The sequence below is a fragment of the Chryseobacterium salivictor genome, assembly GCF_004359195.1.
In the GTDB taxonomy this organism is placed as follows: domain Bacteria; phylum Bacteroidota; class Bacteroidia; order Flavobacteriales; family Weeksellaceae; genus Kaistella; species Kaistella salivictor.
On sequence record NZ_CP037954.1, the window covers coordinates 171,006 to 195,024 of the forward strand.

At 38.7% G+C, this 24,019-nt stretch carries 22 protein-coding genes and 1 pseudogene; 8 read left to right on the forward strand and 15 right to left on the reverse strand.

Annotated elements, in window-relative coordinates:
• The first annotated feature begins 26 nt into the window (after positions 1 to 26).
• The 3 genes and pseudogenes from NBC122_RS00850 (at position 27) to NBC122_RS00860 (ending at position 3,839) form a co-directional block, all read left to right on the forward strand.
• Positions 27 to 3,256 (forward strand): annotated as a pseudogene (locus NBC122_RS00850) (efflux RND transporter permease subunit).
• Positions 3,257 to 3,312: 56 nt separating this feature from the next.
• Positions 3,313 to 3,618, forward strand: coding sequence for a hypothetical protein (locus tag NBC122_RS00855; RefSeq protein ID WP_133438567.1), 306 nt, complete (start codon positions 3,313 to 3,315; stop codon positions 3,616 to 3,618).
• A gap of 17 nt (positions 3,619 to 3,635) precedes the next feature.
• The gene (locus tag NBC122_RS00860) at positions 3,636 to 3,839 is read left to right on the forward strand and encodes a YgaP family membrane protein (protein ID WP_133438568.1); all 204 of its coding nucleotides are present in this window, start codon (positions 3,636 to 3,638) and stop codon (positions 3,837 to 3,839) included.
• Between the two features lie 241 nt (positions 3,840 to 4,080).
• Here the strand turns inward: NBC122_RS00860 and NBC122_RS14290 are convergent, their stop codons facing one another.
• Entirely contained in the window at positions 4,081 to 4,224 is a 144-nt protein-coding gene (locus NBC122_RS14290; protein WP_165983171.1) for a hypothetical protein, read from the reverse strand.
• Between the two features lie 490 nt (positions 4,225 to 4,714).
• Between NBC122_RS14290 and NBC122_RS00865 the strand changes: the two genes are divergently transcribed.
• From NBC122_RS00865 to glk, 4 genes are read left to right on the forward strand one after another with little or no spacing between them, the layout of a single operon-like run.
• Positions 4,715 to 5,704 carry a type I phosphomannose isomerase catalytic subunit gene (locus NBC122_RS00865; RefSeq protein WP_133438569.1) on the forward strand — a complete coding sequence of 330 codons (990 nt, stop codon included), beginning with the start codon at positions 4,715 to 4,717 and terminating at the stop codon, positions 5,702 to 5,704.
• A gap of 11 nt (positions 5,705 to 5,715) precedes the next feature.
• Positions 5,716 to 6,468 carry an HAD-IIB family hydrolase gene (locus tag NBC122_RS00870; protein WP_133438570.1) on the forward strand — a complete coding sequence of 251 codons (753 nt, stop codon included), beginning with the start codon at positions 5,716 to 5,718 and terminating at the stop codon, positions 6,466 to 6,468.
• A 6-nt stretch (positions 6,469 to 6,474) separates the two neighbouring features.
• Positions 6,475 to 7,554: a glycoside hydrolase family 130 protein gene (locus tag NBC122_RS00875; protein WP_133438571.1), complete on the forward strand. Its 1,080-nt coding sequence runs from the start codon at positions 6,475 to 6,477 to the stop codon at positions 7,552 to 7,554.
• 56 nt (positions 7,555 to 7,610) lie between these two features.
• Positions 7,611 to 8,693, forward strand: coding sequence for a glucokinase (glk, locus tag NBC122_RS00880; protein WP_133438572.1), 1,083 nt, complete (start codon positions 7,611 to 7,613; stop codon positions 8,691 to 8,693).
• A gap of 262 nt (positions 8,694 to 8,955) precedes the next feature.
• Here the strand turns inward: glk and NBC122_RS00885 are convergent, their stop codons facing one another.
• The 12 genes from NBC122_RS00885 to NBC122_RS00940 form a co-directional block, all read right to left on the reverse strand.
• Positions 8,956 to 9,531 (reverse strand): hypothetical protein, encoded by a 576-nt coding sequence (locus NBC122_RS00885; RefSeq protein ID WP_133438573.1) that lies wholly within the window; start codon positions 9,529 to 9,531, stop codon positions 8,956 to 8,958.
• A gap of 91 nt (positions 9,532 to 9,622) precedes the next feature.
• Positions 9,623 to 10,144, reverse strand: a complete 522-nt coding sequence (locus tag NBC122_RS00890; protein ID WP_133438574.1) for a hypothetical protein — start codon at positions 10,142 to 10,144, stop codon at positions 9,623 to 9,625.
• A gap of 242 nt (positions 10,145 to 10,386) precedes the next feature.
• On the reverse strand, positions 10,387 to 11,535 hold the full coding sequence (locus NBC122_RS00895; RefSeq protein ID WP_133438575.1) for a DUF6600 domain-containing protein: 1,149 nt from the start codon (positions 11,533 to 11,535) through the stop codon (positions 10,387 to 10,389).
• A gap of 199 nt (positions 11,536 to 11,734) precedes the next feature.
• Positions 11,735 to 11,887 carry a hypothetical protein gene (locus NBC122_RS14700; protein ID WP_394345888.1) on the reverse strand — a complete coding sequence of 51 codons (153 nt, stop codon included), beginning with the start codon at positions 11,885 to 11,887 and terminating at the stop codon, positions 11,735 to 11,737.
• Between the two features lie 218 nt (positions 11,888 to 12,105).
• On the reverse strand, positions 12,106 to 12,828 hold the full coding sequence (pgl, locus tag NBC122_RS00905) for a 6-phosphogluconolactonase (protein ID WP_133438576.1): 723 nt from the start codon (positions 12,826 to 12,828) through the stop codon (positions 12,106 to 12,108).
• Between the two features lie 11 nt (positions 12,829 to 12,839).
• Positions 12,840 to 14,354 carry a glucose-6-phosphate dehydrogenase gene (zwf, locus tag NBC122_RS00910; RefSeq protein ID WP_133438577.1) on the reverse strand — a complete coding sequence of 505 codons (1,515 nt, stop codon included), beginning with the start codon at positions 14,352 to 14,354 and terminating at the stop codon, positions 12,840 to 12,842.
• A gap of 42 nt (positions 14,355 to 14,396) precedes the next feature.
• On the reverse strand, positions 14,397 to 15,824 hold the full coding sequence (gene gndA, locus NBC122_RS00915; RefSeq protein WP_133438578.1) for an NADP-dependent phosphogluconate dehydrogenase: 1,428 nt from the start codon (positions 15,822 to 15,824) through the stop codon (positions 14,397 to 14,399).
• Between the two features lies 1 nt (position 15,825).
• On the reverse strand, positions 15,826 to 16,449 hold the full coding sequence (locus NBC122_RS00920) for an HAD family hydrolase (protein ID WP_133438579.1): 624 nt from the start codon (positions 16,447 to 16,449) through the stop codon (positions 15,826 to 15,828).
• Between the two features lie 4 nt (positions 16,450 to 16,453).
• The gene (gene tal / locus NBC122_RS00925; protein ID WP_133438580.1) at positions 16,454 to 17,545 is read right to left on the reverse strand and encodes a transaldolase; all 1,092 of its coding nucleotides are present in this window, start codon (positions 17,543 to 17,545) and stop codon (positions 16,454 to 16,456) included.
• A 58-nt stretch (positions 17,546 to 17,603) separates the two neighbouring features.
• Positions 17,604 to 18,068: an RpiB/LacA/LacB family sugar-phosphate isomerase gene (locus NBC122_RS00930; protein ID WP_133438581.1), complete on the reverse strand. Its 465-nt coding sequence runs from the start codon at positions 18,066 to 18,068 to the stop codon at positions 17,604 to 17,606.
• A 213-nt stretch (positions 18,069 to 18,281) separates the two neighbouring features.
• Entirely contained in the window at positions 18,282 to 20,309 is a 2,028-nt protein-coding gene (gene tkt / locus NBC122_RS00935) for a transketolase (protein WP_165983172.1), read from the reverse strand.
• 2 nt (positions 20,310 to 20,311) lie between these two features.
• Positions 20,312 to 21,613 carry an NAD(P)/FAD-dependent oxidoreductase gene (locus tag NBC122_RS00940; protein WP_133438582.1) on the reverse strand — a complete coding sequence of 434 codons (1,302 nt, stop codon included), beginning with the start codon at positions 21,611 to 21,613 and terminating at the stop codon, positions 20,312 to 20,314.
• A gap of 546 nt (positions 21,614 to 22,159) precedes the next feature.
• On the opposite strand from NBC122_RS00940, the gene NBC122_RS00945 reads away from it, so the two are divergent.
• Positions 22,160 to 22,384, forward strand: coding sequence for a hypothetical protein (locus tag NBC122_RS00945; protein WP_133438583.1), 225 nt, complete (start codon positions 22,160 to 22,162; stop codon positions 22,382 to 22,384).
• A gap of 142 nt (positions 22,385 to 22,526) precedes the next feature.
• On the opposite strand, the gene NBC122_RS00950 is transcribed toward NBC122_RS00945, so the two are convergent.
• Both NBC122_RS00950 and NBC122_RS00955 read right to left on the reverse strand, forming a co-directional pair.
• Positions 22,527 to 23,003, reverse strand: coding sequence for a Dps family protein (locus NBC122_RS00950; protein ID WP_133438584.1), 477 nt, complete (start codon positions 23,001 to 23,003; stop codon positions 22,527 to 22,529).
• A gap of 74 nt (positions 23,004 to 23,077) precedes the next feature.
• Positions 23,078 to 23,755 (reverse strand): PRC-barrel domain-containing protein, encoded by a 678-nt coding sequence (locus NBC122_RS00955; RefSeq protein WP_133438585.1) that lies wholly within the window; start codon positions 23,753 to 23,755, stop codon positions 23,078 to 23,080.
• Positions 23,756 to 24,019 lie beyond the last annotated feature (264 nt).

The window sequence follows — 24,019 nt, forward strand, 5'->3', positions numbered from 1 at the left end:
TTATTGGTAAACTAAAATTTAAAATTATGCAAGAAGGAATAGCAGGGAAGATTGCCAAAGTCTTTATCAATTCAAAACTCACCATTCTATTAATGGTTGCTTTGATGGTAATTGGCGCATACAGTTCCACTTTAATACCGAGAGAAGAAGAGCCGCAGATCATTGTTCCGATGGCAGATGTAATGGTCGGTTATCCCGGTGCAAATCCCACAGAAGTAGAAAACCGCGTGGTGAAACCTTTGGAAAAAATAATTTCCAACATCAAAGGTGTAGAGCATGTTCACAGCATGGCGATGAACGGAAAAGCCATGATTATCGTACAATTTTACGTGGGCGAAGACACCGAACGTTCTTACGTGAAACTCTACGATGAGATGATGAAGAACAAAAACATCTTCCCAAAAGGAGTGTATGAACCTTTGATAAAAACGCGTTCCATCGACGATGTTCCTATGTTGGGTTTAACGCTTTGGAGCGAAAAATATAACGATTTTCAGTTAAGACAAATTACAGAAGAACTTTCATCTGAAATAAAAAAGGTGAAAGATGTTTCTTTAACTAACGTGATTGGAGGAAGAAGCCGACAGTTAAAAGTAATTATTGATAAAGATAAAATGGCAGAATCCAATGTAGATGCATTGGGAATTATGCAGATGATTCAGGCGAATAACGGAAGTTCCCAATCCGGAAGTTTCTCCAGTAACGATCAGGAATATTTACTCACAACAGGTGAATTTTTAAGTTCTGCCGAAGAGGTCGGAAATCTCGTGATCGGAACTTCGCAAAATATGCCGGTTTATTTGAAACAGGTAGCAAAAATTGAAGACGGTGCTTCCTCTTCCACGAATTATGTAAAGCAACCGAAAAAGGCAAGAGTTTCTTATCAGAATATCCTGCGGTAACGCTTTCTGTTTCGAAAGTTAAAGGTGCAGATGCAATGCATATTTCCGAGAAAATTTTAGCAAAAGTAGAAACTTTAAAGAAAACTCTAATTCCCAATGATGTTCATGTAGAAGTCACCCGGAATTACGGGGAAACTGCGTCTCATAAAGTTTCAGAATTAATGGGACACTTGGGAATCGCCATTGTTGCCGTAACCATTTTGGTGATGCTTGCCATGGGATGGAGAGGCGGATTGGTCGTTTTTCTATCGGTTCCTTTAACTTTTGCTTTAACGCTTTTTTCCTATTATATGTTGGGTTATACGCTCAATAGAATTACGCTTTTCGCCCTGGTTTTCGTAGTGGGAATCGTTGTTGATGACAGTATTATCATTGCAGAAAATATGCACCGGCATTTTCACATGAAGAAATTACCGTTCAAGCAAGCCGCAATTTTCGCCATCAACGAAGTAGGAAATCCGACAATTTTGGCAACATTTACGGTAATTGCAGCGATTTTACCGATGGCATTTGTCTCCGGAATGATGGGGCCTTATATGTCTCCAATGCCTATTGGAGCGTCGATTGCGATGTTACTTTCCCTTTTCGTAGCATTGACGATTACGCCTTATTTAGGATTCCATTTATTAAAGGTAAAAGATTCTGAAGAACATAAAGAAGAACAGGGTCTGGAAACAGGTTTCATCTACAAAATTTACAAAAAAATTGAGCAACCATTGCTGGATAATGGTAAAAAAAGATGGACGATGCTCGGAGTTACTTTTATATTATTAATGATTTCCATGTTGGCTTTTGGTGCAAAATGGGTGGCGGTAAAAATGCTTCCGTTTGACAACAAAAATGAAGTTCAAGTGGTCATCGATATGCCCGAAGGAACGACTTTAGAAAGAACTGCGGCCGCTACACAAGACATCGCGCAATATCTGAAAACCGTGCCGGAAGTGGTGGATTATCAATCTTATATTGGGTCGGCATCTCCCATTACTTTTAATGGATTGGTTCGTCATTACGACATGCGTGGAAGCAGCAATACAGCGGATATTCAGGTGAATCTTTTGCATAAAGAAGACCGGAATCTGCAAAGTCACGATATTGCAAAAGTCATTCGCCCAGAAATTCACAGGATTGCGAAAAAATACGGTGCGAATGTAAAAATTGTAGAAGTTCCACCCGGACCGCCGGTTTTATCCACCATTGTTGCGGAAGTTTACGGACCGGATTATAATGAGCAGGTGAGAATTGCAGATGAAGTTCAAAAAATCCTCATCAATACGGATGATGTTGTGGATGTGGACTGGATGGTAGAATCGCCACAAACGGAATTCAAAATTGTGGCTGATAAAGAAAAAACAATGTTGAACGGCATTGTTCCACAACAAATTGTAGGAAACCTCACTTATCTGATTGGCGAACATTCCATCGGGAATTTATATGATCCAAAATCCAATGACGCCGTTGATATTGTGATGAAATTAAAAGATGGCGATAAAACCAGTATTTCAGATATTACCGATCTGAAAGTAAAAGGTCAAAGCGGAATGGTTCCTGTTAGTGATTTGGTGAAAGTTCAACGGGAAACTTTAGAAAAATCAATTTACCGAAAAGACCAGAAACGCGTGGTTTATATCCTTGCAGATATGGCTGGAGGATTAGAAAGTCCGGCTTATGCGATTCTCGGAATGGATAAAAAACTGAAAAACATTCAACTTCCGGCAGGATATTCTTTGAATGAACTGTACATGAATGCTCCGAAAGATGAATCCGATTACACCGTGAAATGGGACGGAGAATGGCAAATCACTTTGGAGGTTTTCCGGGATTTGGGAGCGGCGTTTTTAGTGGTCATCCTCATTATTTATATGTTGATTGTGGGTTGGTTTCAAAACTTCAAAACTCCGGTTCTGATGATGATTCCAATTCCACTTTCATTAATCGGAATCGTGCTTGGACACTGGTTATTAGGCGCTTTCTTTACGGCAACTTCGTTTATCGGAATGATTGCTTTGGCCGGAATAATGGTGAGAAACTCAATTCTTCTCATTGATTTTATTGAAATCCGCCTGAAGGAAGGAACACCCATTAAACAAGCAATCATTGAAGCCGGAGCGGTAAGAACAACACCAATTTTATTAACTACTGGAGCAGTTGTAATCGGTGCGGTAGTCATTCTCTTCGATCCAATTTTCCAGGGATTGGCAATTTCGCTGGTATTTGGAGCTATTATTTCCACTTTACTCACGCTGATTGTCATTCCGCTGATTTATTACATGTCTGAAAAAGACAAATGGCTTAAGAATGAGCCTGTAGTTATAAAAGCAGAACCCGATTCCATTGAAGAAAATCTTAAGGATTAATTAACTCATTTCTCTGCTGGAAACTATTTCAGCAGAGAAATTTAAAACATCAAACTATGAAATTATTACTCATCACGGCCATCACGGAATTTGAAAATGACATGAAAAATATACTGGTGAAATCCGGGGCAAAATCTTTCACTTATCACACTGTTCAAGGTTTTAAGAATGAAAAAACCAGCAATGCATTAGAAAATTGGTTCGCATCTTCCTATTCAGAAACAGAATCTTTGTTATTCACGGTTTTTGTATCGGCGGAAAATTCCGTTCAAATTCTGGAAAAAATCAGAGAATTCAATGGAAAACAAGAAACACTTTCCAAGATCCACATTGCGCTTGTCGCTTTAGAACAGCAATTTTAAAAATTAAATAAAAAATTATGAGAAATAGAATAATCCACGCATTTGCCGGAACCATGATTTTGGTGAGCATTCTTTTATCAATTTATGTGAGCCAAAACTGGTTGTGGTTAACAGGATTTGTGGGCATTAATTTACTGCAGTCTTCAGTAACGAACTGGTGTCTGCTGGATAAAATATTAACAAAAATGGGATATTCCAATGAGGATAGGAATGATTTGTGATATTTCACTTTCGCAGGAAAGTTACATTTCAACCTTCTCTAAGTCACGTTCCATAACTGAAACAAAAAAGGCAGCAATAAATTATCGCTGCCTTTCTAAATATAATTTGAAAAATGACATTTCAAATAAGTTTATTTGACTAATACTTTTTAGGATTTTACGCCTTTATCAGTCTATACGTTTACGATATACACTCCTGTTTTTAATTCAAGACTGATATCATTTTTTGTATCTGCAGATTTTACAGTCCGCCATTGGTATTGTAAATATTTACTTTGCTATCGCCTGCAACTTTAGAAACATATACCTTATTGCCTTCAGAAAAAACAACGGTAGGGATCTTGTTTACAGAAGTTTCAGCAGTTACCAAAGTATTTGATCCCATTGTAGTGATTATATTTGCTTCATTAACCTGGATCTGATAAATTTTTACAGCGCTATCAGCATAGAGGTGGTATATTCCTGTCCCCTTCAAATAATAAAATATTATTATTTTTCCACTATTTCGAATCTTGGTCGGATTTCTTTTTTATTGAAAATTTAAATCTCTGGCAGAAATGATGTTAATGATCTCATAGTCTTGCCTTTCCGTATTTAAAAAAATCATTGTCGTAAACACCAATGAAAATAAAAAAAACGAATTTAGTAATAATTAATTTCATCCTTTATTCCGCTTCATTAAAATCTGTCATATATGTAATTCTTACGGCAAATATGTAACACTTTTCAGGTAATTATAACTCATATTTACGTTTGATCTATATTCAAAAACTGGTTAAATCTTTCAATTTTAAAGTAATATGAAAACCGGAAGTTTTTACGCGGGATTTGACCTATTAAAATAAACAGCTGTTCATTATTCTAAACTTATCAAGATGAGCAATCAAATGTATCCTTTAAAATTCGATCCTATTTATCAATATCGGTTATGGGGCGGCAGGAGATTAGAAAATTTACTTTCAAAACCACTTCCTGAAGACGAGCCCGTGGGCGAAGCATGGCTGTTAAGCGACCGGAAAGATTATGCAAACGAGGTGTCCGAAGGAGCACTGAAAGGAACAACTTTGACAAAGTTAATGCAGGATTTCCGGTACGAAATTATGGGTAAATTGGGCGGCCATTTCGATCATTTTCCGCTTTTGTTAAAATTTCTGGACTGCAAAGAAGTACTGTCGGTACAGGTGCATCCTTCGGATCATCAAAAAGACTATATCCCCGACGGCGATTCAGGAAAAACGGAAGCCTGGGTCGTTTTGGAAACCAGTGAAGACAGCCGAATCTATGCGGGTTTAAAAAAAGGAATAACGAAAGAGAAATTGCTGGAATCCATCAAAAACAATTCCGTATCCGATTGTCTCCACAGTTTTGTGCCCAAAAAAGACGACGCCGTATTTATTCATTCCGGAGCGGTTCACACCCTTGGCGGGACGGTCGTTTTTGAAGTTCAGGAAAACAGTGATGTCACTTTCCGCCTCTACGACTGGGATCGAACCGATCAGAAAACGGGAAAACCCCGCGAGCTCCAGGTGTACGAAGCCGTGGCCTGTATTGATTTTAATCAAGTGGATATTGGACCGGTGATCCCTTTAAAAACCCCTGATCTTAAAGATACCGAAAAACTTTTCGATAATGAACACTTTAAAGTCTGGCGAATTAAAACCGAATCAAATTGTATGGTGGGCTTCAAAGATGAACCGGCAATTTTAGTTTGCATAGACGGCAAGGGCTCGATGAATTACAGCGGTAAAGATTACCCCATCGATAAAGGTGAAGTGATGCTTCTGCCGGCACTTATCGGACTGCTCGATCTTCATCCGGCGCAAGAAATCACGCTGCTGCAAATCGCTATATCCGATAAAAACTGAATTAAAAAAAGATGAAAAAACTCATTGTTTTTGATTTAGACGGTACTTTGACAAAGAGCAAATCAGCTATTGACAGGGAAATGGCTGACCTCTTAAATAATTTACTCGAAGTTGCCCAGATCGCTATTATATCCGGTGGTGACTGGCCTCAGTTCGAAACACAGGTATTGCAGTACTTACCAACGAAAGCGATGCTTAAAAAATTAATGATTCTTCCGACTTGTGGAACAAAGTTTTACCGCTACAGGAAAGGTTGGAAAAAATTGTATGAAGAAAATTTCACTGCGGAAGAAAGAGAAAAAATTCTGAACAATCTGCATACCGCAATAGAAGCAGCCCATCTGGACATCAAAAAAACCTGGGGCGCGCAAATTGAAGACCGGGGAAGTCAGATTACCTTTTCTGCATTAGGACAACAGGCACCACTGGATCAGAAAAAAGTGTGGGATCCGGATTTTGAAAAACGTAAAAAAATTGTCGAACCACTGAAAGAAACGTTAAGCGAATTTTCGATCGGTATGGGCGGAACAACCTCCATCGATATTGTAAAGCCGGGGATTGATAAGGCGTATGGAATAAGAAAACTTAATGAAATTTTAGAAATAAAAATTCCTGAAATGCTCTTTATCGGCGATGCATTATTTGAAGGCGGCAACGATTATCCTGCCCGAAATACCGGCGCAGACTGTATTCAGGTAAGAGATCCAGATGAAACCAAAAGAATTATTGAAACAATCATTGCCTGCTTAACCTCCAAAAATTAAAAAACAATGATACCTTTCAAATTACATCGACTTTGCACCATCATGAAACCGGAGGAAGGAAATGAATTGGAAGTCGAAGGCGTACTGAACCCTGCAGTAACCCGCGGTCCGGACGGAAATCTTTATCTTTTCCCGCGTTTGGTCGCCAGGAATAATTACTCACGCATCGGTATTGCAAAAGTACAGTTTAATGAAGCTGGTGATCCCGTCGGCGTAGAACGTTTGGGAGTTGTGCTGGAACCTGAAGCAGACTATGAGAAACGTCCGAATGGCGGTGGCGGTTGCGAGGATCCGCGGATAACCTACGTAAAGCCTGTGGAACATTATATTATGACTTATACGGCTTATGGCCCACACGGGCCGCGCATCGCCATGGCAAGATCGAAAGATCTTTTCACCTGGGAAAGAATGGGTTTGATTGGCTACACTCTTTATCATCCACTTGATTTTAATAATGTAGATGATAAAGATGCCAGTTTTTTTCCCATTGCTCTGCCCAGTCCGCACCACCACACTTCTATTGCCATGTTGCACCGGCCTCTTTTTCCTGAAAGTATTCCGGAAGAAACAGTTAAAAGGGGCGAATACCGAAATATCGATAAAAATAAGGAAAGTATATGGATTTCTTATTTCAACCTGAAAGCAGGAAAAGACACTTCTTTACGAAATGCAAAATTCACGTCCCATCATTGTTTAGCCAATCCTGTTTACTCCTGGGAAAATTTAAAAATTGGCGGCGGTGCCCCTCCAATCCTGACAAAACATGGTTGGTTAATCATTTATCATGGCGTACAAAAACATGAAAACTGCACTAAAGATTATCCTAAATATTCTTATTCTGCAGGCGTGATGATTTTATCTGAAAAAGAGCCCCAAAAAATATTATACCGCTCCACGAAACCTGTTTTATTTCCAGATTTACCGGAAGAAAAAATCGGAACCGTTGGTAATGTCGTATTTCCTACCGGCACAGACCGCCGTGACGACATCGGCCAACCCAACAGAATTGATGTGTATTACGGAATGGCCGATGACAGAATAGGTGTAGCAAAAATGACAGTCCCGGAAAGCCTGCCGGAAAATTAAAAGCCATATAAAACACAATTCCAGCGCAATCGCACAACTATTAAAAGCAATCAAAAATGGAGAATTTTAAATCAATTTCATTACCTGATATTTCAGATGCCATTTTACCCATGGCCTATCCTTCCCGCAAAAATAAATTACCCGATTCTGGGATGGTTTTGGCGGCAGATGTAGGGGGAACCAAAACGAATGTGGCACTTTTTGAAATTCAAAAAGGAAAATTAGTTTCAATTAAAAATGAGCGCTATCCTACTACTGATCACGATTCTTTTGTAAAGGCAATTCTTCATTTTCACGAAGATAAATCCTCCCCGATTGATTGTGCCTGTTTGGGTGTCGCCGGTACCGTGGATGGAGACAAAGTTCGCGGCGTAAATTTTGCGTGGGAAATCGATGCTAAAATATTAGAATCTGATTTAAACATTAAACGGGTATTTCTGATTAATGATCTGGAAGCCAACGCTTACGGATTAACCGCACTTGAAGAAAACGACTTTGAAGTTTTGACACAAGGTGAGAAATCAGAAGGCAATGCAGCAGTAATTTCGCCGGGCACAGGTCTTGGCGAGGCCGGAATGTATTGGGACGGTTCACATTATCATCCGTATGCGACCGAGGGTGGACATTGTAATTTTGCACCCAGCACTCCCCTTGATGTAGAATTATGGAAATTTCTAAAAACAAAATTTGATCACATTAGCTGTGAAAGGGTTATTTCAGGCCAGGGGATTCATAATATCTATCAATTTTTACGAAACTACAGAAATGAAAAAGAACCCGAGTGGCTCACGAAACAATTTCAAAATGAAGATCCGCCTATTGTAATTTCTAGCGCCGCTCTGGAAAAAAAAGATCCGATATGTACTGAAACTCTGCATCTCTTCATAAGATACCTCAGTGTGGAATCGGCACAGCTTGCCTTAAAAACGAAGGCAACCGGTGGCCTGTATATCGGTGGCGGGATTGCTCCTAAAATTCTGGGTCTCATTAATAAAGAAGAATTTTATAAAAACTTTATAAGCTTCGGGCGTATGGAACATCTGCTAAAAACAGTTCCCGTGAAAATAGTGCTGAACGATCAGACGGCTTTGATCGGGGCTGCGTATTATGCGGCGATGGGAATTATTGAAACCGTTTAGAAACACCGTAAATTAAATATATACTGCTGTTAAAAATAATTAATAACATTGATTATTTTGGTCATTATTCATTCTTTAATTAAAGCAACTGCTGAAAAAACCAGCCTTCTCTTTTTAAAATTGACATTTATTTTAAGAGGAAAAAATCTCCCAATCGAAATAATTGGGAGATAAAAAAATGGTATTCATCTAGCGGATGCTATGGAACATCACTTTTCCTTTAGATTAATTTTAAAAATTTATATAAAAACATTTTAGTCCTCTAATTTAAATAAGATAATTCCGGAAAATTCTTCTTAAAGTGATCATTAACTTTTTTGTTGAAATCTATAGTTCTTTTCTCCAAAACTTCATGTTCGTCCTTCAATTTTTCCCCTTCGGTAACCAAATCCTGATGATCTTTTTGCGCATCTTCTTTTACTGTCCCTTCTGTATTTTTAAGGTTAGCAAAAGTAACATCTAATCTTTTGGAGGTTGTGTTTATTTCTGCAGCGTCTGGATCTTCCCAAATCAACAGGTCAATACTGCTTAAGTAACTGTGATTCACGATAATCTCGGCATTGGCGATAAGATTTCTTATTTGACTGATCTGAAAAGCCTTCCCGTTTTCGAGATCATTTGAAACCTTAATTAAGTGAGAGTTAAGAGAATCTAGTTTTTGTTTTTCTATTTTATTAAGGTTTTTCGCTTCTTTATTGAAAGCAGCAATTCCTTCTTTAATTCTTTTTGAAGCTTTTGGAAATTGCTCTTTTCCAATAAATTTTAAAGCTTCAGCAAATTTAATATCAGATTCATAGGGTGTAGTTTGGACTTTATTATTCATTACTTGATCACCCATCTTCCTCTTTTTGCAATTGGTTAAGGTTAGAAAAATCGCGGCAAGTACAATATACTTCGCTGTTATCATTTTTATCAATTTAGAATCAATTTTACTTTAGAATTTTACCGTTGGCATCGGTATGAACCCGTTTGGTTTTTCCGTCTTTATAAAGAAGGAATCTGTAATGCTCAATAGTTTTTCCATTAGCATAATTAATCATATGATAGTTATCTTTACCGATAGTCCAGCCGGGATATGCTGATGCGATAGATTGGGACACGGCTGATGGCGGAGGAATATTTTTTATATTTTCTACAGTGCTCATCAATTTACCGTCTCCATCCAAATTGGCGACAAGTTTTTTATTCTTTGAAGAAATTGTTATCTGATAACTATCTATATCGGAAAGGTCTACATCGTTATTCACATATACATTTCCCGCTACATAATCAATAGGGACCGCGTTATAACCTTCCACAACGTAATTCGGAAAATTTGTTTCAATTGATTTAAGGACAACTTCCGGAACGTCTCCTCTTTTCAGGACAGCACTGTAAAGAACTTCTCTATCTTGTGCGTAGGATTGAAAACCCAATCCTATCATCGCTAAAATTAAAATTGACTTTTTCATTTTTTTAGAATTTAATTATGATGATTTATTAAAACTTATTTTATCAGAAAGACCGAACGCTACTTTATAAGCGCAACACCTAATTTTTTTAAACCAGCTAAAATGAAGTCTAATATTTTCGGTGTAAACCATTAAAAGAGATTTTTTAATGACAGCAAACCTGCTATATGAGAAAAATGTTATAAAAAAAACTTACCGGTATTTTTTCAAAATAGTAAGAATATCCGCGATCTGGAATCATTTTATCTTCTTCTACCTGAACCCTGCGGCATTCTGCTTTCGAAAGAACGTGCCGGACTTCTCATTTCAGGCATACGCTCTATATTTTGTCGTTGGGTAGCTCTATCTACAGGAGGCATTCTCTGTTCTTCTGTATTATAAATTTGACGTCTTCTTTCTGATAATGGTGATGTTCGGACCTCCATATTTTGGTTTCGAGGGGCTTTCTCTAAAGAACGTGTTTTTCTGGCCTCCCTATTTTGATCTTGCCGATTATTCTCAATTAATTGTGAATTTCTATTATTATTGTTTTGTTGCCTGAAGTTTTCTTCTCCTGTTCTCATTGGAGCATTGTCAATATTCATCCTTCTAAAAACCGGGGGTTGCGGATGAACTACGGCTGGACGATAGAGATGTAAATTATTACCTTCTCTTTTTGCCGGTATTATTTTCGCCGCTGATTTAATTGATACAGGAGTGATTCGCCGGCTGGTGTATTCTTCAACATTTTTTAATTCCGGTCCGTGAGAATAATATTGATTATGGATAAATGTTCTGTTAAAATTATTAAGCGTGTGGATTCTATTTACGAAAGTATTATCTCTGCTTCGATCTTCAGCGAATCTGGATACATCTCTGTCATAAATATGATTTCTTCGAACAATATTCCAGTAAAAAGCATTAGGTCTCCAGTTATAATAAGCCAAACCTACATTTACAAGAGGCCCCAAAGGTGCCCAGGCATAATAATCATCGACTTCTCCCCAAGTTACCCAAGCCGGAGACCACTCATAACCGGGAATCCATAACCATCCATATAGAGGATCGTACAACCAGCGGCCATAATGAAAAGGTGCCCAACCCCAATCATAATTGGAAACCCAAGCCCAACCATCGGTGGTGTATTCCCAGCTTCCATTAGTTAAATAAGGTCGGAAATCTCCATCGACATTGGGGCTCCAGACATGCTCATAGCCTGGATACTCAATCCAGTGTCCATAGGGAGAAAGTTCATCATAAAAAGTTTGGTAGGTAATCGTTGCAGAAATTCGTGACTGCGCAGAAACGCAGGTCATGCCAAAATTGGCATAAATCGCTATAAATAATGCGAATGTGAAAACAGTTTTAAATAATTTTTTCAATGTACTCGCACTTGTGTTCTTTGTTTTCATTGTTTTAAATTATTTATATTTCAACCGCTATCAGAATATCATTCATCAACTATTATTATTCTAAATTGTATGATCAAGCATGTGTGATTACAACTTATAGAATTACCTCTTTATTTAGACCGTAATCGCTATTGACATTCAAAGGTGAATAATTCTATACTTAAATCCATTACATAATTGTTAAAATAATTTACGCCATTCACACCCTGATTCGCAGAGTTAAATTTGGTGTTTTGCCCGGTTCAGCAAGTGCCTTTTGGTCCAATTGTTTACGGAGTTCCCCATCCCAAGGGTTAAAACTGAAAATACTCCAGATAACTTCCTGAACAAATATTTCCTGTTCATAAGGCACCCAGATTTCTCTTTGATTTAAAAGAATTGGTTGGTTTATTTTCCGTAAAAAAGTTAAATGGGAGTGATTTTAAAAAGGTCTTTCAACTGTACTTTTTTCATCTGAGTTTGGTCCACAGTTAATGCTTTCCAAGCTGAAGTTTCGGTAGGATTTATTTTTGGAAACGCTTTCGAATTTTTTGAAAATTTAATACGAACTACTACAGAAAATATTTTCAGCTATAGTCGGGACGCGGCTTTTTTATCTAAAAACCACTGCACTTTCTTTTGTTCTTTTATAATTAAACGAGCTGGATATTGCTTTTCTGAACCGGATAGATCTTTCAGAACATGAAATACCGCCTGGGATTTCTCTTCTCCGAAAACCAAAAACGCAATTTTTCTGGCCTGATTTATCAGGGGTGCAGTCATTGTAATCCTGTACATCTCCACTTCTTTTACAAAAACGGATTTAATGGCAGCTTCAGTTTCGTCCAAGACCGATGTATTTGGGAAAAGGGAAGCGGTATGCGAATTATCGCCAAGACCCAGCAGAACAAAGTCGAATTCAACTGTTTTGTTTTGAAAATGTGCTGCAATGGCTTCTTCATATTTGTGGGCAGCTTCTTCCGGAGAACCGGTCGTGTTGACATTGAATATATGAGATTTTTTGATCTTCAGAGGATCAAATAAAACTTCTTTCACCATGAGCGAATTTCTCTGCGGATCATTTTCGGGAACAAACCGTTCATCACCAAAGAAAAAATAGGTTTTATTCCAGGCAATTTTATTGTGGTAGCTTTTTGATGCCAAAAGCTCATATAATTTCCGCGGTGAACTTCCACCGGAAAGCACTAAATTAAACTGTCCGCGCTTTTTAATCGCCAGTTCCGAAGCATGACAAATGGACGTAGCCAAAGCGTTCATCACTTCATCAACAGTATTGTAAATATTTAAGTCCATTTTAAACCTTATTATTTATTATCAGGCAGGTTGAACCAATGATAACCATCTTTTGCAATCAGGGCTTCGGCATTTTCCGGCCCCCAGGAATCTGCCGAATAGTTGGGGAAATTCTGTTCCTTATTTTTTTCCCAGTAATTGAGGATCGGCATAATCAATTCCCAGGCAGCTTCTACCTGGTCAGCCCGCATAAACAGCGTTTGATCACCGGTAATAGCATCCAGCAAAAGGGTTTCGTAGGCTTCCGGCGAATCTGTTTTTTTTCCTGCCGAATAATCAAAAACAACATCTACCGTATTTAAATTCATTTCGAGCCCCGGAACTTTACTTTGCAGTTGAAAACGGATTGCCATATCGGGTTGAATACTGATCACCAATCGGTTTTGCTTTGGAGCACCGGATTCTTCCGACAGAAAAATATTGTGCGGAATTTCCCGAAACTGCAGGGTAATTGTAGAAGCTGATTTGAAAAGCCGCTTGCCTGTTCTCAAATAAAAGGGAACGCCTTGCCAGCGCCAGTTATCCACATAAAGTTTTAGAGCAGCATAGGTTTCTGTATTCGAATCGGGATCTACATTTTTCTCTTCGCGATAGCCTAAAACTTCTTTCCCTTCTATCCATCCGGAACTGTACTGGCCTCGTGCAGACATGGTTTCCACTTTTCCGGTTTCAATTTTACGCATTGCTTTTAAAACATCCACTTTTCTATCCCGAACCTCATCGGCATTAAAGTTTATCGGTGGTTCCATTGAAATAATACAGAGCAACTGCAACAAATGATTTTGAATCATATCCCGCAAAATGCCCGCATGTTCAAAATAATTACCTCGACCTTCGATCCCAATCTGTTCCGTAACCGAAATCTGAACGTGCTCCACATGATTTCGGTTCCAAAGTGGCTCCATAATAGAATTCGCAAAACGGAAAGCCATGATATTCTGCACCACTTCTTTACCCAAATAATGGTCGATTCTGTAAATCTGCGTTTCTGCAAAAATACCAAGCAGTTTTTTGTTGAGTTCCCTGGCAGATTCCAGGTCGATTCCAAACGGTTTTTCTATAATAATCCGTGTTGTCTTCGGATCATTTTCGAGTTTAGCTTTTGAAATATTTTCGGCTATCGTGCAGAAAAAGCGTGGTGCCACGGCGCAGTAATAAATAATAGAAGGCGTTTTCTGCCATTCCTTTTTATATTGATCAATCAGTTTTGCAAAGGGTTTAAACGCTGCAGAATCTGTAACATCAGCATCCTGAAAAGTAATATTTGCGGAAAATCTTTTCCAGTCTTCTTCATTGGTTTTGCCATTTCGGGAAAACTCGTCGACGGCAGATTGTAAGTCATCAATATATTTTTGAACATTCGTTTTGGTTGACGAAGTGCCAATAATTGCAAAATTTTCAGGCAACCATTTATTGAGAAAAAGGTTGTAAAGCGCGGGCATTATTTTCCGCTTGGTCAAATCTCCTGTTCCGCCGAAAATGATAAAAATCGTGGGATCTGATTTTTTTTTTGAAGTCTTTAGCATTGCTTTAATTTTTTTAATCTTTGGATTTTTTGAACAGACCTATTAATGGTTAGAAACTTCCCAATCGGTATGAAAAACACCTTCTTTCCCTTTGAGTTCATAAGTGTGCGAACCAAAAAAATCCCGTTGTGCCTGAATGAGATTTGCGGGCATTTCTTCATTCCTTATATTATCAAAATAACTCAGCGCAGAGGCAAAAGAAGGTATGGCAATCCCCTGGAGTACCGCATCTGAAACAACAGAACGGACAGAGGGAATACTTTTCAAGAGACTTTTCTGAATGGATTCGTCCAGAAAAAGATGTTTCAATTTCGAGTCTTTTTTATAGGCTGCATAAATATCTTCCAGAAATTCTGAGCGAATAATACAGCCGCCACGCCATATTTTTGCTATTAAATCTAAATTCAGATGATAGTTGAATTCTTCATTGGCCCGATCAAGCAGATGCATTCCTTGCGCATAAGCTGAAACCATCGAGAAATAAAAAGCTTCCTCGAGTTTGGCTATATATTCTGTTGTATTAAAATCCGATTTTTCAGGATCAGGATATAGTTTTGACGCTTTAAACCGGAGGTCTTTGTATTTTGAAAGATCACGCATGGAAACGGCAATATCAATCATCGGAATCGGAACAGTCAAATCCATTGCCGCCTGAGAGGTCCATTTGCCGGTTCCTTTTGCTTTCGCTTCGTCTTTAATATCATTAAAGAAAAGATGGTGTGCCCCTTTCTTTTTGTAGGCAAAGATATCTCGGGTAATTTCGATTAAATACGATTTTAAACGGCCTTCATTCCATTTTTCAAAAACCGAATGAATTTCTTTGTCTTCCATTTGAAGTCCTTTTTTCATGACTTCATAGGTTTCAGAAATCAACTGCATCAATGCATATTCGATTCCATTATGCACCATTTTTACGAAATGCCCGGCGGAGCGTTCACCCATAAAAGCCACCGTAGGGTCACCATTGACGTGAGCCGCAATTTTTTCTAAAATAGGTTTCAGGGTTTCATACGCTTTTTTATCGCCACCCGGCATCATGCTCGGTCCTTTTCTGGCACCTTCTTCACCTCCGGAAACTCCCATTCCCACGAAATGAAAACCTTTTTTCTCCAAATCTACAAACCGTCGCTCGGTATCGGTGAAATGAGAATTTCCACCATCGATAATGATGTCTCCTTTATCAAGCACCTGAAGCAGTTCTTCAATAACAGAATCCACGATTTTCCCGGCCGGGACCAGAAGCATTACCACTTTCGGACTTTTCAGGTTTTGTGCAAATTCCTTTAAATCTGAAAAAGCATGAATGTTTTCCCGGCTCAGATGATTAACTGTATCGACTTTTTCAGCATCGTTGTCGTAGCCCGAACAATTGTAACCGTGATCTGCAATATTTTGCAAAAGGTTGGAGCCCATGGTGCCCAGACCGATCATTCCGAAAGAGCTTTGATTTTTATTTTGATGTTTCATCATATTATTTTCGTGTAAAATGTTCGAGAATATTTTTAGTGGTTTCAAAATTCTGATGAACAAAACTGTTCATCCCCAGCTTCCTGGCCGCATTAACCAACATGGGGCGGTCGTCAAAATAAACGCATTCATCAGGTTTTACCTGCGTAATTTCTAAAGCGGTCCTAAAAATCCGCGGATCGGGTTTCCGATAGCCGACATAACAGGAAGAGAAGAATCCATCAAATAATTCATGCAAATTAAACGTACGGATTCGATACTCATTAAGCTCTCTATTTTCATTACTGATGGCAAACACGGGCAAATCGGTGCTTTTTTTCCAGCTTCTAAGCCAGGATAACATCTGTGGCAATTCGAGTGATTGGGCATACATAAATTTTTTGAACTCCTTTTTTGTAAAATCGCGGGGATTTTCAAATATTACAGTGTCCAGATATTCATCCAACGAAATACTGCCAATTTCAAAAACATTGTAGATGAAATTGTGCAGGATATTCATTTCGGTATAATCAAAACCAAAAACGTTTGCCGCTTTCTCACGGGATTCATAATCCCAACCGTTGGTTAAAATTACCCCGCCGATGTCCATAAAAATAACTTTTATTTTAGATGCTTCAAAATCGGTCATTATTTTAGCTTTCTTTATGTTTTTTACTTTCGATGCTTTTCATCAATTTATCATAGGCCTGATTAAATTTTTCTATTCCTTCGTTTTCGAGTTTATGGGTAATTTTATCAATATCGATTCCCGTTTTTGCGAGATCCTCCATTGCTTTATTCGACTCATCTAGCTCTTTGGTCAAAGTTTCGGCCACTTTTCCGTGATCACGAAATGCATCGATGGTTTCCATAGGCAACGTATTCACCGTTTCTTTTCCGATAAGACTTTCCACGTACAGCACATCGCTGAATGACGGATCTTTTGTCCCCGTACTTGCCCAAAGAACGCGCTGTCTCTTAGCTCCCTGTTCTTCTAATTTTTTAAAACGCTCACTGGAAATCATTTCTAAATAAATCTGATATGCTTTTTTCGCCGAAGCGATTGCAATTTTACCTTTTAGATGCTGTGCTCCTTTTTCTTCGAGCATAGGATCGACCATTACATCGATTCGACTTAGAAAGAAACTCGCCACAGAAGATATTTCCTTGATTGAATTCCCTTCTTTGAGGCGGTCTTCGAGTCCGCCCATAAACGCTTCGGTTATTTCGCGGTAGCGCGGAAGTCCGAAAAGCAGCGTGATATTAATATTGATTCCTTCCCGTAAACATTGCCGGATTGCTACTAATCCTTCTTTGGTTCCGGGAATTTTTATCATGACATTTTTTCGGTTCACCCGCTTCCACAGTTCCCTTGCCTGCTCGATGGTTGCGTCTGTATCACGCGCCAGATAGGGCGAAACTTCTAAACTTACAAAGCCATCTGTACCATTGGTTTTATCATAAACCGGTTGAAAAATATTAGCCGCCCGCTGAATATCGGCAATAGCCAAATCGAAAAAAATCGCAGGATTATTGTCTTCCTTTTTCGAGAGAATTAAAATATCTTCGTCATAATCTGCACTGCCGCTGATGGCTTTTTCAAAAATGGAAGGATTTGAAGTCAGGCCACCAAGATCATCATTATCAATGAGATCCTGCAATTTGCCGGAGTCCATGATTTCGCGGTCGAGCAAATCGAGCCAGATACTCTGACCTTGTTTTTGTATTTGATTTAATGGGTTCATTTTGTGTGTTTTTTAAATTGTATATCCTTGAAATGTATAGCGGAAAATGTTTACATTTTCATATCTTGTTTTCGATGTCTCTGATTTTTTTCAACCGCCGGAGGTGTCTTTCAGCACCGATAAATCTGGCATTTAAGAAAGCCAGAACCAACTCCTCTGCACTTGCATAACCTGTAATTCGACCGCCAAGACAGATCAAATTCATGTCATCATCTTCTACCCCCTGATGCGCAGAAAAACATTCTGTAATCAGCGCGGCTCTCACGCCCGAAACCTTATTGGCAGCAATACAGGCGCCTACTCCACTTCCACAAATAGCAATCCCACGGCAAACTGCTCCTGACCCAACTGCTCTTGCCAAAGGAATAACGTAGTCTGGAAAATCATCGGTGTCATCCAGTTCTTTTGCTCCAAAATCGATGGGTTCAAATTGGTTTTTTATTAAAAAAGCTTTTAAACTTTCTTTGAGTTCAAAACCTCCGTGATCGGCGCAAATTCCTATTTTTAATGATTCGTTGGACATCGTTTTTCATTTAATTTGGTGTGTCAATAAAAAGTGCATAATAGGATTAGAAAAATCTCAGAGCCTTTTTTAATTTATTTAAAACCACAACATTCACAAAAGCAATACCTTTTTTTAAGTTTTTCGATAGATCAGGAAAAGGAACTTCTGCAAAAAGTTTTTTTTGCACTGCTGATATTTCTCTTTTTTAATTATTTTTTGCGGCTTAATGGTTTAACTATTACCGGCCTCTCTGTCTTTTTTCAAAAGCAAATTCCGTGCTCTTTTCAATACGTTTTCGACGGTAAAACCGTATTCCGTCATCACTTCATCTCCCGGTGCCGATTCACCAAACTTTTCGATGCCGATAACGTCGCCGTCATCGGTTGTATATTTCATCCATCCAACAGGAGAACCGGCCTCTACCGCTAATCTTTTTCGGATATTTTTTGGAAAAACCTTTTCTTTATAGGCTGCACTTTGCCTGTCAAATAAATTCCAACAAGGCATGCTGACTACTCTCACCTGAATATTTTCTTTTTTTAATTCTTCCTGAGCGGCCAAAATCAGTTGGACTTCTGATCCACTGGCCATTAGAATTAAATCCGGTTCGCCTTCTGAATCAGAGAGAATATAAGCTCCTTTTTCAAGATTTTTAGCTTTGCCATATTTTTTCTGATCGATGACCGGAATTCCCTGACGGGTTAAAACAAGACAAACCGGACCGTCTGTATGTTCGATGGCGACGCGCCAGGCCTGAGCAGTTTCATTGGCATCTGCAGGACGAATTACCGCCATATTGGGAATTGTCCGCAATCCTATTAATTGTTCAACCGGTTGATGCGTTGTACCGTCTTCGCCCAAACCGATACTGTCGTGGGTAAAAACCATAATGGGCCGGATTTTCATAATTGCCGCCAATCGAAGTGGCGGTCGCATATAATCGGAAAATATCAAAAATGTAGCGCCATACGGAATCAGATAATTACTGAGTGCCATACCATTTAACACTGCTCCCATCGCATGTTCGCGGATTCCAAAATGGAAATTACGGCCATCCCGGTGCTTTACTGAAAACGACTGATATGCATCAAGATTGGTATCGGTAGAAGGCGCAAGATCTGCGGAACCTCCAATCATCTGTGGAAAAAATTCTGCGATTGCGTTCAAAGTCTTGCCGGAAGCTTTTCTCGTGGCCAGTTCCTCACCTGCCTGGAATACCGGAAGTTTTTTCTCCCATTCTTCAGGTAATTTTCCTGAAGTAATGTTTTCATATTCTTTGGCAAGTTTTGGATGTCTTTTTTTGTAACTTTTGTACAAGAGGTTCCAATCTTCTTCTTTTTTCGCTGATTTCTTGCCGGCTTTCCGGTAAAAATCTAAAACCTCGTCGGGAACAACAAAACTTTGATCGGGATCAAATCCGAAATTTTCTTTTACCAAACGGACTTCATCTTTTCCTAAAGGAGAACCGTGAGCCGCTGCAGTATTGTGTTTGTTGGGACTTCCATATCCAATAATACTTCTTACTTTTATTAATGAAGGACGGCCGGTTTCTGCTTTTGCATTTTTAACCGCTTTCGAAATTGCCTCTAGATCATTGATATCAGGTATATGTTGGATATGCCATCCGTAGGCTTCAAACCGTTTGGAAACATCTTCATCAAAAGCCAAATCGGTATCCCCTTCTATGGTAATGTGGTTGCTGTCATAGAAATAAATTAAATTCCCAAGGCCGAGATGACCGGCAAGAGAGGCTGCTTCCGCGGAGACCCCTTCCATTAAATCACCATCACTGCAAATCGCATAAATTTTATAATCGAAAATATTAAAATCCGGCTGATTATAGCGGTCTGCCATATACTGTTGCGCAATTGCCATTCCGACGCCATTGGCAAATCCCTGTCCCAAAGGACCGGTTGTGACTTCGATTCCGGGAGTGAGTCCATATTCGGGATGACCAGCAGTAATGCTGTGTAATTGTCTGAAGTTTTTGATATCCTGAATCGTAATTTGATATCCGGTCAGGTACAAATAACTGTACTGCAACATGCAGGCATGGCCACAGGAAAGCACAAACCGGTCGCGGTTTGCCCACTCCGGATTTTTGGGATTATAACGCATGGCTTCCGACCACAAAACATGCCCTAGCGGCGCGAGCGACATGGGTGTTCCGGGATGTCCGGAATCTGCTTTCTGAACGGCGTCAGCTGACAAAACTCTTACGGTATCAATACTTTTCTGAATTAAATTTTTCGTTTTCATTTTTATACTTTTTCTTCTTCCCTTTTTTCTCGGTTTTGTTTTGACTCTTTGGCTTTTGCAGAAATCAAGATGACTCCCAGAGGTCTGGCATAACTGAAATAATTGATGACCCAATCGATAAACGTGATAATCTTATTGCGGTATCCTGCCAGAGACAGGATATGAACAAACATCCATATAAACCATGCAAATACGCCCTGAAATTTGTAATGTGGCAAATCGACCACGGCTTTATTTCTTCCGATGGTCGCCATCACTCCTTTGTTATGATATTGAAATGGTTCCATCGGTTTATTTTCTATTTTCCTTACAATGTTTTTCGCCAAAAACGCTCCCTGCCTTTGTGCTACAGGCGCTAACATGGGTAATCCCTTCGGATACTCGGGTGTAATACATGCGGCAACATCGCCAATAGCAAAAATATTTTCTGTTTCTAAGACCTGATTGAATTCGTTGACGGCGATACGGTTTCCATCAACGATTGTACTTTCCGGAAATCCTTTTATAGGCGAACCCCGAACGCCTGCTGACCAGATTACAGAATCGGTTATGAAATGAGTACCATCATTAAGCTCGATTGTACTGCCGTCATAACTTTTCACCCTTGTATTAAGAAATACATTTACCCCGAGTGCTTTTAGATATTCCAGACTCTTCACAGAAGCTTCTTCGGACATATTTCCGAGTAATTCAGAACCTGATTCGTAAATATTGATACTCATTTTTGAAAGATCCAACCCAGGAAATTCTCTGGGAATGATGTATTTTTTCATTTCTGCCAAAGCTCCTGCCAGTTCGAGACCAGCTGGTCCGCCACCTACAATAGCGATATTCATGTATTTTTCTACAGAATCTTTTTGATCGCTGGCCATCGCCCTTTCTAAATTCCGGAAAATATGATTACGTAACTTCAAAGAGTCTGGGACCGATTTCAAAGGCAATAATTCGTCTTTAACCGATTCAAAATTGAAAAAATTATTTTCACTTCCTGAAGCGATTACGAGAAAATCATAATCAATTGTTCCAATGGAAGTCAATACTTTATTTTTAGCAATATCGACTTCGGTTACTTCAGCCATTCGAAAACTGAAATTTTTGTAATCGATAAAAATACGTCTTACCGGATAAGCAATACTGCTGGGCTCGAGCCCTCCTGTAGCCACCTGATACATTAAAGGCTGAAAATTATGGTAGTTGTTGCGATCAACCAAAAGTACTTCAACAGGTTTTCTGTGCAATGCTTTCACGAATTCTATACCACCAAAGCCTGCACCAACAATTACTATTTTCGCTTTTTTTGACATTGGAAATTTTAAATATTATTTTTAAATTAAATATCAATTCGTTTTCGTATTTTCAAAAAACAGAAGTATTGGTAAAGAGGTGCGCCGACTTATTTACGGTCTTTTATTTAGAACATTATCGGTTTTTTAAAATAAAATTGAGCATAATAAAGGTAGTATTTTATTTACAGATCGATTTACAAAACCCAATACCTGATTTACAACATTCACACGTGAATGCTATTTTAGGTGTTTTTCTACAAAAAATAATGAATATTAATTAGTAATTAATTACAACCTAAGAGCAGTTGTGCTATTTATTTTTAAAGCAGTTTACTTGTTTTTATAGCTTTCTGAATTTATTTTTCTTGCTACTGGCATCGTTAAAGTGAGGAGTTTTTAAGGTGCAGATTCAGGAAAGTAACAGCGCACAAAAAAATAACGGTTGCCCTGTTTACAGAAAAAACACCTAAAAAGGATGACTACAAAAGCCTGAAATGAACCTGTAAAATACGCTAAAAGAGGGGTACGGACTAACACCAACTTTAATCATTAAAACAACTGTTAATGCTTTTAATAATATTGATCTCATTTGCAGACAATGCAATTAATGCAATAATCAATACCGATAATCCACCCACCCAAATTCCGGTGAACGGCAGTTTAAAAGCATGTATTACCCCTCCCAATCCGCATCCATTTAAAGCCCATAAGGCTATTAAACGTTCTACAGTTCTGGTAGCGTTTATTCCATTTGATTTTAAAATCCTTCCTGCTGGCTCTTTTTCCTGAGGTTAATTGAATGGACCCAGACCCCTCTTAAAACCCACAAAAAACTAACAACAAAACAGTTATCTTTTAAAAACAGATAAAAACTTTTAAAAGCAATTTCTGTTGAAAAGAAAATCTGTCTGAAGTTACAATTAACCCGTTCTTAATTTAGATGAGCCCGAAGCATCCAGGCGGTTTTTTCGTGATACTCCATCAAGCCGGTAACGTAGTCGCTGATTCCTTCTGCTTTCAGTTTATCTGCCATCGGTTTTATATTTTCTCTTAAAAAGATGATGATACTTTCGTGATCCCGCAATAATTCAGCAAAAAGCGACTGGCTGTCATTCTGGTCGAGAGGCTGCTCCGAAAGATGGGTGAGCTGAAGATATTTATGAAGTTGTGCCGGCACATAATGTCCCATACCGCGGATTTTTTCGGCCACCGTATCCACGATTCCCTGCTGGTCATTATATAGTTTTTCAAGATACACATGCACGGTATGAAAATCAGGACCTTCGATATTCCAGTGCGCATTCAGTGTTTTGGAATAAAGTAGAAATTCATCTGCCAGTATTTTTGATAACTGATCGGTAATTATCTGCTTGTTTTCTTCGGAAATTCCGATGTTTGCATTTTTCATTTTATTGGTTTTTAAATTAATATTATCTGTGGTGTTTTTATTTTAATTAAAGTAGATACAGGCTTATCATCGGATTAAGAATGATTAAATTCAGACTCATCAAAAACGGGACAGTCTTTTATTGTTTCAGTTATAATATTAACCATAACCTTGGCATTTCCCCACTGAATCTCATTAATGGCGCTGGTTTTAATCAAAAGTTTTGTTCCGCCAAACCACTTGTGAGTATCTACAACGAGGTAAATAATTTGCCATGTTGTATCATCGAGAATAAAATCGCTCACGTGTCCAAAATCGCCATCAGCCGTATGAATCTGATAACCTTTTACTTCCTCGGTACTTCTTAAATGAAGATCACCTTTTTCATCCTGAGCATCGATGACAGGATCATTATCCATTACCGCTTCCAAACCGCCGGCATAAAATCCACTGCCATACCATTCCCAGTCGTAATGCCCATATAGCGGCATCGTTTGCTGCCGGGAAACAAGCTGATCCGTACCGACATCCGGGCTGGTTCTTATTTGTTCCGTCGTAAGATTTGTCCGAAACACTTCTGCCTTTGCATCGCACTGTTTAATGGCTTGCGGAACAATAAGCACCTTCCGGTTAAGCAGCCAGTTTCCTGTTTCTATGATAAGATACCGGATCAGCCAAGAAGTTTCCTCAAAGTAAAACTCTTCTACTCTTCCAATATCGCCATCTGCAGCTTCCATCCGGAAGCCAATTAAACTTTTAATATTGTGCTGCATCGCTATTTTTTTTAAAATTTCTGATTGTGAAACTGCTTGGTTCTCCGGTTATTTCTCCAGGCAAAAGGTTTTTTAAAAAAAATATAAAGTAGTGAACGATGTTTCTTTTAAATGTCCTTTTGCAACTTCGCCAACTCTGTAAAAAAAGTTGGTGCGCGGTTTTTTTTCATTTTAATAAATTTTTGTCGCTATTATTCAGGTTCATTTATTTCATAACATTAAAGTTCTAAAAATCAAACAGATCAACCATTACACAATTTCGTA

Coding starts and splice junctions, on each gene's coding strand:
- NBC122_RS00855 (WP_133438567.1), top strand. CDS start 3,313: ATGAAATTATTACTCATCACGGCCATCACGGAATTTGAAAATGACATG.
- NBC122_RS00860 (WP_133438568.1), top strand. CDS start 3,636: ATGAGAAATAGAATAATCCACGCATTTGCCGGAACCATGATTTTGGTG.
- NBC122_RS14290 (WP_165983171.1), bottom strand. CDS start 4,224: ATGGGATCAAATACTTTGGTAACTGCTGAAACTTCTGTAAACAAGATC.
- NBC122_RS00865 (WP_133438569.1), top strand. CDS start 4,715: ATGAGCAATCAAATGTATCCTTTAAAATTCGATCCTATTTATCAATAT.
- NBC122_RS00870 (WP_133438570.1), top strand. CDS start 5,716: ATGAAAAAACTCATTGTTTTTGATTTAGACGGTACTTTGACAAAGAGC.
- NBC122_RS00875 (WP_133438571.1), top strand. CDS start 6,475: ATGATACCTTTCAAATTACATCGACTTTGCACCATCATGAAACCGGAG.
- glk (WP_133438572.1), top strand. CDS start 7,611: ATGGAGAATTTTAAATCAATTTCATTACCTGATATTTCAGATGCCATT.
- NBC122_RS00885 (WP_133438573.1), bottom strand. CDS start 9,531: ATGGGTGATCAAGTAATGAATAATAAAGTCCAAACTACACCCTATGAA.
- NBC122_RS00890 (WP_133438574.1), bottom strand. CDS start 10,144: ATGAAAAAGTCAATTTTAATTTTAGCGATGATAGGATTGGGTTTTCAA.
- NBC122_RS00895 (WP_133438575.1), bottom strand. CDS start 11,535: ATGAAAACAAAGAACACAAGTGCGAGTACATTGAAAAAATTATTTAAA.
- pgl (WP_133438576.1), bottom strand. CDS start 12,828: ATGGACTTAAATATTTACAATACTGTTGATGAAGTGATGAACGCTTTG.
- zwf (WP_133438577.1), bottom strand. CDS start 14,354: ATGCTAAAGACTTCAAAAAAAAAATCAGATCCCACGATTTTTATCATT.
- gndA (WP_133438578.1), bottom strand. CDS start 15,824: ATGATGAAACATCAAAATAAAAATCAAAGCTCTTTCGGAATGATCGGT.
- NBC122_RS00920 (WP_133438579.1), bottom strand. CDS start 16,449: ATGACCGATTTTGAAGCATCTAAAATAAAAGTTATTTTTATGGACATC.
- tal (WP_133438580.1), bottom strand. CDS start 17,545: ATGAACCCATTAAATCAAATACAAAAACAAGGTCAGAGTATCTGGCTC.
- NBC122_RS00930 (WP_133438581.1), bottom strand. CDS start 18,068: ATGTCCAACGAATCATTAAAAATAGGAATTTGCGCCGATCACGGAGGT.
- tkt (WP_165983172.1), bottom strand. CDS start 20,309: ATGAAAACGAAAAATTTAATTCAGAAAAGTATTGATACCGTAAGAGTT.
- NBC122_RS00940 (WP_133438582.1), bottom strand. CDS start 21,613: ATGTCAAAAAAAGCGAAAATAGTAATTGTTGGTGCAGGCTTTGGTGGT.
- NBC122_RS00945 (WP_133438583.1), top strand. CDS start 22,160: ATGCTTTTAATAATATTGATCTCATTTGCAGACAATGCAATTAATGCA.
- NBC122_RS00950 (WP_133438584.1), bottom strand. CDS start 23,003: ATGAAAAATGCAAACATCGGAATTTCCGAAGAAAACAAGCAGATAATT.
- NBC122_RS00955 (WP_133438585.1), bottom strand. CDS start 23,755: ATGCAGCACAATATTAAAAGTTTAATTGGCTTCCGGATGGAAGCTGCA.